Consider the following 11,288-nt stretch of genomic DNA (forward strand, 5'->3'; position numbering starts at 1 on the left):
GCGAATGGCTATAGGCTGTTTGCTTAAAACGCTACAACTTTCTAGTATGCGACTGGAAGGGGACGCGGCACCGAAGAATCGGAAAGACGGGGAGATTCAGCGATTTCAGATGGCATAGAAAGGGCTTCCGAGCGTGTGCTGGAAGCATCTGCGCGAGCGTCCGCCTTTATTTGTGGCTTTGCAGATTTACTGTCGCGGATGGCCGCGTCAATCTGATCGATCGCCAGCGGTTTCCCTGCGGTTCCAGGCAAATCCACGACCATCATGTACCCTGAGAACCGTTTGCCACCAACGCTCTCCAGCGCACTCAAAATTTTTGGCATATCTGCCGCTACTAGCTGTCCTTGCTCGTTGTACAGTTCTAGCGCCGACAAGCAGCCGATCGTGGGATTCCAGTTGTAGGTGTCGGGATTTTTATCTTTTCCGCTAAAAAAGTCCGGCGACTCGCCAGAGCCGTGAATCCGAAATTCGCTGCGACCGATCCTACCTGCCCAATAGCTCTGCTGCATCGGAACATGATCGCGCCAGGACGGAGGCAGCAGTTTTTGGTACTCTTGCACGCTGCCAGTAAATCGTCCTTTTTTGCTAGGAAGGAACTGCTTGACGCCAGATTCAAACGGTACAAACAAATTCACTAACGAGAACTGTCCGTAGGCACGGAAGAACTCGTCATCCGGCTGCGGCACCGTGCCCTCCATGCGATAGACTCCCTGCGGCGTCTGTCCTCGAACAAAATTCCAGCTTAGATTATGCAGCGATCGCAGCAGCAGTGGCACCGACCACAGTTCGCCGTTGGACTGTCGAACAAACTGCCCACTGCGATCCTTTAGCACCGTTTGGCACACAACATAGCGATCGGGCTGACACAGAACATACAAATGGGGCTGCTTAGGCGCGATTGTCCAGTTCAGCAAATCCCGCAGCGGCGGCGCTGATTGGGTCGATCGCAGATTGGCAACCTCTCGCAGCGTTGTTTGCAGGTAAGGATTGCCGGACCAGTTTGGGAAGCGCTGCTGTACTTGCTGACTCAGTTGCTGGGTGAGGCTGCTTGTCGGGTTCGCCTTCGCTAGTCCGGACAGCGACACTGCAACCCACTCCGGATCGCGACTAGCAGCAACTGCCTCTGTAAAGCGCTGTCCAATTCGGCTGTAGAGCGTTGGATTGCTTAGATAAAGCTGAGTGCCAATCTTGGTTGCCATGTCCACTGTGCGCATCTGCGAATCAGACAGCCCCGATCGTGTCATCAGCGCTAAAACTTGATCGAGCGCTTCAGCGACAAATGCCTCCTGAGGCTCTACAACAGCAGTGGTCCACAGAATATTACGCCAGTGTTTTTCGTTGGCATCGATCACCGGGAAGCGTTTTAAATCAAAGTTCTCCGGGCGAACCTGCCGAGCCTGCTGCTGTCGCTGGACAGTTCTAGCAGTCGCGGTTGCTTGTAGCTTTGCAGTTTCGTTACCGGAAAGCACCTTGGGACTGCTTGCATTCAAGAACGAGGTGGGTTTTAGCGCCCAACCTGTCATCGTTAATGCCGCAACAATCCCGATCGTTCCGTACCTCCAACGTGTTGTTGAATACTGTGGTTTCAAGAAGCGCATCATCACAAATGGGTGGCAAATCAGTAGGCAAGCGGTTTGGGAAGAACCCCTTAACGTTCTAACACTTAGAATCCTGGAATCTGAGGATGTTCAAAAACCGAAAAATATCCCGACAGAAAGATTTTTAATTCAGGAACTTAGTTCTAACTTTGGAATTCTTCATAAATGTAACCACTGTGCTACTATCTGGATGACTGAAGTGGCTACGGCTATCAATTCGGTTCATTTTGGTGGTGGAGGAGAGTACGAGCGTGCAGAACAGTCTGTCGTTGGGGTATTCAAGCGGGTATTTGCAGCGAAGTCCGGAGCCAATCCGAATTGGCGTAATTGGTGTTGGCAATATGGGGCAGCATCATACTCGCGTTCTCAGTATGCTGAAGGACGTGGAACTGGTAGGTGTCTCAGATACGAATGTCGAGCGCGGCATTGATACGGCAAGCAAATATCGCGTTCGGTTTTTTGAAGATTATCGAGATTTGCTGAAGCATGTAGACGCTGTGTGCATTGCGGTGCCCACGCGCCTGCATCATGCGGTTGGAATGACCTGTTTGCAGGCGGGCGTTCATGTGCTGATTGAAAAGCCGATCGCTGCCAGCATTGCGGAAGCAGAATCGCTGGTGAACGCGGCGGCGCAGTCTCAGTGTATTTTGCAGGTTGGGCACATTGAGCGGTTTAATCCTGCTTTTCAGGAACTTAGCAAGGTCCTCAAAACCGAGGAACTACTCGCGCTAGAAGCGCACCGCATGAGTCCCTATTCCGATCGGGCAAACGATGTATCGGTTGTGCTCGATCTGATGATTCATGATATCGATCTGCTGCTGGAACTAGCGGCCTCTCCTGTAGTTAGGCTGACCGCTAGCGGCAGTCGCGCCTCGGACTCTGGCTACCTCGACTACGTAACGGCGACCTTAGGCTTTGCCAATGGTATTGTCGCAACGTTGACGTCTAGTAAAGTGACGCACCGCAAGATTCGTCGCATTGCTGCCCACTGCAAGAGTTCGCTAACTGAGGCGGACTTCCTCAACAATGAGATCCTGATCCATCGCCAAACGACTGCAAACTACCGCACTGACTATGGTCAAGTGCTGTATCGGCAGGATGGACTGATTGAAAAGGTCTACACCAGCAACATTGAACCGCTTCACGCGGAGCTAGAGCACTTTGTTAGCTGCGTGCGAGGTGGTAACCAACCCTCGGTCGGCGGCGAACAGGCGCTAAAGGCGCTGCGGTTGGCAAGCTCGATCGAGCAGATGGCGCTGGATGGTCAGGCATGGCAAAGTCATAACACAGGGGTAGAGCCGTTGCCTTCAGCTGTTGTTGCCGTTTGAGAGGTCGCCAATTTCTTAGCGCTCCCCAAGACCTCCGAGGTTTGCAAACCCTCGGAGGTCTTGGCTCTCGACTATCACCCTAAATCTAAGTGCTGCCGATTCATCACTAGCTCCTAATCAGTAAACACCAGAATGCTGCCCGACGCGCACGCTACCCAGACGCGGCGCGTCGTAGCGTCGTAGGCAACACCGATCGGGGCCGCATTCACGGTTTGGGTCTGCACTACCGCCATATCCTCGGTGCGAATTTTGCTCACGGTGTTGGAGTGGTAGTTGACCACGTAAAGGCTCGCTCCATCCGAGGAGATTGCTAAACTGCGGGGGGCGTTTCCGGTGGCGACGCGGCTAACAACGGTCTGCGTTGCTACGTCAAGTTTTGCCACATATCCTTCGCCTAAGCTGACGTAGAGGTATTTACCCGCGGGATCAAAGACAAGGTAGCGCGGCGATCGTCCTACGTCTCGCAGCCAGCGCACCGAGAAATCCTTCAGAGCGATCGCGGCGATCCGATCTGCTCCCATTACTGCTACGTAAGCGGTCTCGGATTTAGCATCTACCGCAATTCCTCGCGGATAGGGACCCACTTGAATTCGCCGCACCTCCTGATTTTTCTGCGTATCCACCACGCTGACATCCCAACTGCACCAGTTGCTTGCCAGCACTAAGCCACGACTGGTCGCGATCGCTCTGGGAGCCGTGCCTACCTGCACCACCTGACTGACCGATAGAGTCTGTGTGGGAATCCGGTACAAAAAGCTGGGCGACTGGTTCTGACTGGGATTACAGTCATCCGTTGGAGCACGAAAGCCCGCTCCGTCCATCCGTTCATTGGCGACCCAAACCGACTGCCCATCCGAATCTGCCGCTGCTGCTACTGGAACGCCCTGCTGCTGACCGGGAAACGCAGCAAAGCCAGCATCAGACAGGGCAATCTTAGCGGAAAGCGTCTTGACGACCTGAAATGCTGGATTGTAGACGGTGAGCGAATGGCTCGCCGCGCCGTTGGCAACAAAGAACTGATTGCCTGCTTGAATGATTGACTGTGGCGCGATTCCACCGGAAATCACCCGTTGCAACTCTAAGCGACGATCGGGCGGGGCGATCGTCATCCCGGCGCGGTTTAAGCTAGCAACGGGCGCACGAGATGCTACGTCGCTGCTTGCCAGATACTTGCTCCAAATGTAGCCGCTACACAGCACTAACCACAGCGGCATACTCAGCAACAGCAAATCGAACAGCCTGCCACGACCCCAAGACAGCAACCGAAAACCGCTGTTAGCTTCTAGCCTCGCGTCTGGTGCCAGCACAAACGGATTTGCCAACGCTAACGGCAGCAAATTTACTCGCTGTACCCAAGCCGGGGCCGCCTGCCCTTCCACGCGGCTGTAGATCACCGCCGAGGATAGCGCTACACCTAGCCGCATCATCCCACTCCGCAAAAATTCAATGCAGGACTGCGGCGGCAGCACCTGATTTGCCTCTAGCAGCACGTGTAAATCTCCGCCTTGCCGCGCCGCTCGTGCCCGTACGCCGATCGCCCGCAGCGATGTGTTCATCAACTGCGCGATCGCGTCTGCGTCTCCGCGCTGGGCAAGCTGGACCAGATTGGATTCCGCCATGTCCACGTATCACAACATCTCCGTCAGGATAGCCGAGGTCTGCCAAAGTGGAGTAAGAATCTATGGCTCTGTCTGGGCATCGTTGCAGACATCCTTATATATCTGGAGAAGATTCTGCGATTTCCCAGTCACCCTTGCTACCTATAGCGTAAAGTTGCCACCCGTTCAGGGGTAAGCAAATTCGCTAAGATAAAGCAGCAGCAAACGATGGAACCTATGACACAGACGGGAACCCGCACAGGTGTTGGCATTCGGACAGCCGTTACACGATCGGAGCGCCTCACCGGACAAATTCACGTCTACGACGGTGCTGGAAAAGGTAAGTCGCAAGCAGCGTTGGGAGTTGTACTGCGCTCGATCGGGCTGGGCATTCATTCTGATTTGCAGACCCGCGTGCTGCTGCTGCGGTTTCTAAAAGGACCCGGACGCACCTACGACGAGGATGCCGCCATCGAAGCTCTACAGCGCGGCTTTCCTCATTTAATTGATCAGGTTCGTACAGGCAGGGCAGAATTCTTCGGACCAAACGAAATTACCCGCTTTGATAAGCTGGAAGCGCAGCGGGGCTGGGATGTGGCAAAAGGCGCGATCGCGTCTGGGCTGTACTCGGTGGTTGTGCTGGACGAACTCAATCCGGTGCTGGACTTGGGGCTGCTACCTGTGAATGAGGTGGTCAACACGCTGAAGCGCAAGCCGGAGCACATGGAGATTATTGCCACAGGTCGCGGGGCACCGCAGCCGTTGTTGGACATCTCCGATTTGCACTCAGAAATGCGTCCCCACTATCACCCAACCGCAAAAGAGCAAGGCATCGAAGGCATTGAGATCTACACCGGAGCCGGAAAGGGCAAATCCACTAGTGCTTTAGGAAAAGCATTGCAGGCGATCGGGCGCGGCATTGGTCAAGACAAGTCTCATCGTGTGCTGATGTTGCAGTGGCTCAAGGGCGGCACAGGCTACACCGAAGATGCAGCGATCTCAGCACTGCGACAAATTTATCCGAATTTGGTGGACCATCAGCGCTGTGGACGCGACGCGATCGTCTGGCGCGGACAGCAGCAGGACTTGGACTATGTAGAAGCAGAGCGTGGCTGGGAAATTGCCAGAGCCGCGATTGCATCGGGCTTGTACAAAACAATTATCCTGGACGAACTCAATCCCACAGTGGATCTAGAATTGCTGCCAGAGGAGCCGATTGTCCAGGCGCTACTCCGCAAACCCCGCGATACGGAGATCATCATCACGGGACGCTGCAAAAACCCGCCTGCCTATTTTGACTTAGCCAGCGTTCACTCCGAGATGATCTGCCACAAGCACTATGCAGAAAAGGGCGTGGACTTGAAGCGCGGCGTGGATTACTAGGCAATATGATGGCAACTGAACGGCTTGCTCAACTCACTCACACCGGATACCTGAGATGACCGAAACGTCTACCTTCCAACAGGCGATCGAAGTCGTAGAAGCTCTATCTTTAGACGATCAGATAGTTTTACTCAATCTTCTGCAGAGGCGACTCCAGCAACGTCGACGTAGCCAAATTCTGCAAGAGGTTGAAGACGTTCGCAGAGACTACGCTGAAGGCAACGTGCAGTATGGCTCCGTTGCGGATTTCTTATCGGAGCTAGATGCTTGAGACGCATTGCTTGGAGTCCAAAGTCCATTCGCGTGTTTAAGCGAATAGTACGGCAAAATCCTCAACTGCGTCCTTTAATCGAGCAGACTCTGCAACAGCTTGCGGAAGACGCCTTCCATCCCAGTTTACGTACTCACAAACTCACAGGAAATCTGTCTGGTATTTGGGCATGCTCGATCGACTACAGCTATCGGGTTCTATTTGAGTTCGTGGATGAGGAAGCAACTATTCTACTGCTGAACTTGGGTTCCCATGACGAAGTGTATTGAACTTCATGCAGCTTCAAGTTAAACGATCACCTGGCTCAGAGATTCTTTGGCACTGATTGCCCGCTGCGGTTGCTTTGTTTTAGCAACAGTGCCGCTAAATAGCTTGAATCCACTCGGTTACATCGTAGTGGGTCCAAATGCCGTTCTGCCAGTAGGGATCGGCTTCGATCAAATGTCGCACGGTGGCTTCGTCGGGAGCATCGTAGATGCCAAACACCTGGGTTAGGTCTTTGGTGGGACCGATCGTCACCAATACGCCTGCTTCTTTCTGCTTTGCCAGTCCGTCTAAATGTGCCTGCCGATAGGGCGCACGCTTCTCCAAAACGTCCTTGCAGTAGCTTCCCCAGAGAACATACTTCGGCATGGTCTAACTCCTCAGTTCTGCCCTAAATTTCTCTGTCAGCGTTTCGCGCACTTTTCGGTGCACAGGTTCAATGTCCTCGTCGGTCAGGGTGCGATCGTCTGCCCGATACACCAGTCGGAAAGCGAGGCTGCGCTGTCCCGCTGCGACCTTGTCGCCTTTGTACTCATCGAATAGCTCCACCGATTCCAGCAGTTTACCGCCGACGTTCTGGATAGCGCGCTCCAGTTCCGCCACCGAGACCTGCCGCGACACGAAGAAAGCAATGTCGCGATCGGAGGCAGGAAATGTGGAATAGGAGCGGAACAGCGGCACCAACGTTTCCTCGTGGTCCAGGTAATTCAGGATTACGTCAAGATTCAGTTCAAACCCGTAGACTTCATCAGGCAAGCCACGCTCCTGACGCAGTTGGGGATGCAGTTGCCCAAAGGTACCAAGGCGATTACCGCGCAGCCAGAGCGAGGCGGTACGACCTGGATGCAACCGCGAATCGCGACGATCGGGCTGATACTCCACGGCTAGCCCCAAACGGCGGAACACGCTTTCCAAGCGTCCTTTTGCCTCAAACCACGTCATCGGCTGCGATCGTCCTGCCCGCACCCATTTTCCTTGAGTTGGGTCGCCACCTAAGATGCCTGCAACCGTCTCGGCTTCGCTCAGTCCGTCTTCCTCCGAGAAAAACACTTCCCCCAGCTCAAAGCCGTTTAGCGGACCGTTGCCCTGCTCCAGATTATATAGAAAGGCATCGATTAATCCGTCAAGCAGATTCGTCCGCAGCGCAGAGTACTCGGTGAATAACGGATTGCTCAGCGAAATTTGTCGATCGCCCTCCGGTTTCACCAATGAGTAATGCATGACTTCAGTTAGCCCACTAGCGCGGAACGCTTCGCGCAGCTTGCGCTTCAGCTCTTGATCCAGCGACAGGTAGCCCAATTCTGCCTGACTTGGCAGGGTCGAGCAGAAGTTGTTGTAGCCGTAGAGCCGAGCAACCTCCTCGATCAGGTCAATTTCCCGCTCTAAATCCCGGTAGCGGTAAGGCGGCACAGTGACGGTCCACTCGTTGTTAGCGGTTCGAGGAGAAAGCTCACAGCCTAGCGCGGTTAGCGTCCGTTCAATGTCTGACGCTTGGAGTTCGCCGATCGCGTCATCGCCTAACTCCACGTCGCCGAGAATCTGGTTCACCCGGTCGAGCCGCAGTTGAATTGATCGCGTCATGCCCGCCTGACTGCGTGTATCCGCGACTTCCTGCGACACGACGACACCGCCCGCCAACTCTTGAATTAGCTGCACTGCCCGCCGACAGGCAAGCTCCAGCGCTGCCTGGTTCACACCGCGCTCGTAGCGTGCCGAAGCTTCCGTTCGCAGCCCCAGCGATCGCGCCGATCGCCGGATGACTGCCGCATCAAACAGCGCCGCTTCCAGCATCAGGGTTTGGGTGCCCGCGTGAACTTCAGTCGCTTCGCCGCCCATCACTCCGGCTAGCGCCACAGGTTTATCGCTAGTGGTAATTAGCAGCACTTGCTCGCTCAGGGTTCGTTCTTGTCCGTCCAAGGTGGTTAGCGTCTCACCGGAACGAGCAAAGCGAACGCCGACTTGTAGAGTCGTTTGACCGCTTTGAGACTGGAGACGATCGCGGTCAAATGCGTGCAGCGGCTGTCCCCACTCCAGCAGAACATAGTTTGTAATGTCTACCACGTTGTTGATCGATCTCGTGCCTGCCGCCTGCAATCGCTGTTGCAGCCACAACGGAGACGGCGCGATCGTCACTTGCTCAATTACGGTGCCAATGTAGGCAGGGCAGCCGTGCGGCTCAGAAATCTTTAAACTCAGCGTCTCTGGTTTCGAGTGGGTAGGAACCTCTGGCGACTGGGGCAATTTCAGGCTAGCCCCGGTTAGCGCCGCCACTTCTCGCGCAATGCCGACCATACTGAGCGCGTCTGCTCGGTTGGCTGTTGAGGTCAAATCCAGAATCACATCGTCCAAGCCCAGCAGAGGACGCACATCACTACCGGGCTTCAGGTGTCCCTCAAACTGGTGAATGCCTGCCGATTCCTTTGCCAGCCCCAACTCTGCTAGCGAACAAATCATTCCCTCGGATGCGACGCCGCGCAGCTTAGCAGGCTTAATCTTCAAGCCATCGGGTGACACCTTGGGCAACACGGTTCCAAGGGTGGCGACAGGCACGTATAGCCCTGTTGCCACATTGGCAGCGCCGCAAACGATCGTCGAGGGCGTTGCCGCTCCAATATCTACTTGACAAACGCTGAGTCGATCGGCGTTCGGATGGGGCTGTCGATCCAGCACATACCCGACTACGACGCCATCTGCCCACGTGCGACGGTCCTCAATATCCTCGACCTCAAACCCTGCCATTGTCAGCGTCTCTGCTAACTCCTCCGGAGACAGTGTGATATCGACGAGTTCTCGCAACCAGTTCAGTGAGATCCGCATGACTTGCCCTAACCTACGCCAGCCCACCTATTCTACCGTTTGCCATACCCCACTCTCCATTCCCCATTTGCGGTTCCGGTTCTCTAACAAACAATGTAGATTCATCAACACTCTGCAAAATCAGTCCAAAATAAATCTAGGTAGACTATTCGGAAATTTTTCAAATGCAGAGTAATAACTAGTAAGCCTAGTAAATTCTGTTCGGCAGAGCGGGGACTTGGGCACCTTAGAGATGGTTGTATCCTGAAGAAACTGAATAATCCGTAAATCCATCGATGTTAATCATGACTTTAAGGTGGAAGGGCGGCAACTTTAGCAACTCTTCAAGGGATTCCCGCATGAATGCCACTCTTACTTGTTGTTCCAGTTCGGATAATGAAGTAGGGTAGCGATATCCCAGTAGTCGATGTTAGAACGAGCCAAGCTGCATGAGCTACTGCCTCAATCCGGTCTGTCCCACTCCGCAAAATCACACTGACAACGAGTTGTGTCAGGCCTGTGGTACAAAGCTTCTCCTGCGCGATCGCTATCGTGTGGTGCAGATGCTAGGACAGGGTGGGTTTGGTGCTACGTTTCTGGCGATCGACGAATCCTTGCCTGGAAAACCGAACTCCGTCATCAAGCAGCTCCGTCCTAGTGCCACGGCTCCGCACGTGATGGACATGGCACGGGAGCTATTTAAGCGCGAGGCGGAAACGCTAGGGCGGATTGGCAGTAAATGTCCGCAGGTTCCTCGTCTGCTTGACTACTTTGAGGCAAATCAAGAGTTTTACCTGGTGCAAGAGTACGTCAGCGGCTTCACGCTTCAGCAGGAAGTGAAGCGGGACGGTCCTCTAATTGAGCACCAAGTCAAGCAGTTCCTCAGCGAAATCCTGCCCGTTCTCAAATTTATCCATGAGAACCGCGTGATTCATCGGGATATTAAGCCCGCTAACATTATTCGCCGCGCTCAGGATGCCAAGCTGGTGCTGATTGACTTTGGAGCGGTGAAGTACCAGCATCAGCCGTCGCAAAATGCCTCGGAGCACACAGCGTTTACCTCGTATGCGATCGGCACCCCTGGGTTCGCCCCACCGGAACAAATGGCAATGCGTCCGGTTCCCGCTAGCGACCTCTACGCCTTAGGCGTCACATGCATTTATCTTTTGACAGGTAAATCTCCTAAAGATTTGGACTACGACCCTTCCACTGGTGAACTGCTGTGGCAAAAATATGTTCACATCAGCGACCACTTTGTCGGTGTGCTCAAGAAGATGCTGGAGGTGTCGGTTCGGCACCGCTATCAACTCGCTGAGGACATCTTTCGAGATCTTGACTTAGAGCCGTACTTGCAGAGCCTACAGGACAGTATGCTGTCCTCTAAGGGAAACACGGGCGGTCGCAAATCCTTCAACCCTCGATTAGACGCTCCGGACTCTGCTGGCGGCACGCCGTCTTCTCCAGCGGCGCGGGCGGCAATGGCAATCCGGGCGCGTCAAAACAAATCAGACGCCACCAGCTTACAACCGGGACTGACCCGCAGCCGCGTTTTAGACTCTAGAGCTGGTCTAAGTGCGCCGCTCCGCAGCCGAGATTCATCAGGACAAGGTCGGGACTCTGTTGGACGCAGCCGCGACTTTTCGGGTGAAAAAGCCAAAATGCCAATTCGGCTGGACGCTCAAAGCCTGCAAAGCTATTACACCAAAGGCAAGCGGGATTTCGCCTCGCACGATCTCAATTCGCTCAATCTGCCAAGAGTGAATCTGTCTGGTGCCATGTTTCACCAATCAAATCTGAGCAAGGTTAATTTTCAGGGAGCAAACCTGATCAGCGCGGACTTTGGACGGGCAAACTTGAGTCGCGCAAATTTGCGCGACTCAAACCTGACGCGGGCGTATTTAAGCAACGCGGACTTGGAGGGAGCCGATTTGCGGGGTGCTGACCTCAGCGCGGCGTATCTGCTGAATGCGAATTTGCGAGGTGCCAATCTTTGTGGCGCAAATCTGTCAGGAGCGAAGTTGACGGAAGATCAACTGGCGATGGCTCGCAC

The 11,288-nt window shown here is 54.3% G+C and carries 9 protein-coding genes; 5 read left to right on the forward strand and 4 right to left on the reverse strand.

All coding sequences use genetic code 11. From position 1 onward, the window contains the following. Window positions 1-41: 41 nt before the first annotated feature. Entirely contained in the window at window positions 42-1,523 is a 1,482-nt protein-coding gene (locus H6F43_RS08595; RefSeq protein ID WP_190342382.1) for a hypothetical protein, read from the reverse strand. A gap of 338 nt (window positions 1,524-1,861) precedes the next feature. Between H6F43_RS08595 and H6F43_RS08600 the strand changes: the two genes are divergently transcribed. Beyond that, entirely contained in the window at window positions 1,862-2,926 is a 1,065-nt protein-coding gene (locus H6F43_RS08600; RefSeq protein WP_190342389.1) for a Gfo/Idh/MocA family oxidoreductase, read from the forward strand. A gap of 113 nt (window positions 2,927-3,039) precedes the next feature. On the opposite strand, the gene H6F43_RS08605 is transcribed toward H6F43_RS08600, so the two are convergent. Next, a complete protein-coding gene (locus tag H6F43_RS08605; RefSeq protein WP_190342383.1) occupies window positions 3,040-4,545 on the reverse strand; it encodes a YncE family protein in 1,506 nt (501 codons plus the stop codon). Window positions 4,546-4,761: 216 nt separating this feature from the next. On the opposite strand from H6F43_RS08605, the gene H6F43_RS08610 reads away from it, so the two are divergent. From H6F43_RS08610 to H6F43_RS08620, 3 genes are read left to right on the forward strand one after another with little or no spacing between them, the layout of a single operon-like run. After that, a complete protein-coding gene (locus tag H6F43_RS08610; protein WP_190342390.1) occupies window positions 4,762-5,907 on the forward strand; it encodes a cob(I)yrinic acid a,c-diamide adenosyltransferase in 1,146 nt (381 codons plus the stop codon). 55 nt (window positions 5,908-5,962) lie between these two features. Next, window positions 5,963-6,178: a hypothetical protein gene (locus H6F43_RS08615; RefSeq protein WP_190342384.1), complete on the forward strand. Its 216-nt coding sequence runs from the start codon at window positions 5,963-5,965 to the stop codon at window positions 6,176-6,178. Then, window positions 6,175-6,447 (forward strand): type II toxin-antitoxin system mRNA interferase toxin, RelE/StbE family, encoded by a 273-nt coding sequence (locus tag H6F43_RS08620; protein WP_190342385.1) that lies wholly within the window; start codon window positions 6,175-6,177, stop codon window positions 6,445-6,447. Before H6F43_RS08615 ends, H6F43_RS08620 begins: the two co-directional genes overlap by 4 nt. Before the next feature lie 94 nt (window positions 6,448-6,541). On the opposite strand, the gene H6F43_RS08625 is transcribed toward H6F43_RS08620, so the two are convergent. Then, window positions 6,542-6,811, reverse strand: a complete 270-nt coding sequence (locus H6F43_RS08625; protein WP_190342386.1) for a YciI family protein — start codon at window positions 6,809-6,811, stop codon at window positions 6,542-6,544. A gap of 3 nt (window positions 6,812-6,814) precedes the next feature. Beyond that, window positions 6,815-9,259: a phenylalanine--tRNA ligase subunit beta gene (pheT, locus tag H6F43_RS08630; protein ID WP_190342387.1), complete on the reverse strand. Its 2,445-nt coding sequence runs from the start codon at window positions 9,257-9,259 to the stop codon at window positions 6,815-6,817. Window positions 9,260-9,687: 428 nt separating this feature from the next. Between pheT and H6F43_RS08635 the strand changes: the two genes are divergently transcribed. After that, window positions 9,688-11,288, forward strand: a 1,601-nt coding sequence (locus H6F43_RS08635) for a serine/threonine-protein kinase (RefSeq protein WP_190342388.1), incomplete at its 3' end; no start/stop codon positions are given.

The organism is Leptolyngbya sp. FACHB-36, from assembly GCF_014695955.1.
GTDB lineage: Bacteria > Cyanobacteriota > Cyanobacteriia > Leptolyngbyales > Leptolyngbyaceae > FACHB-36.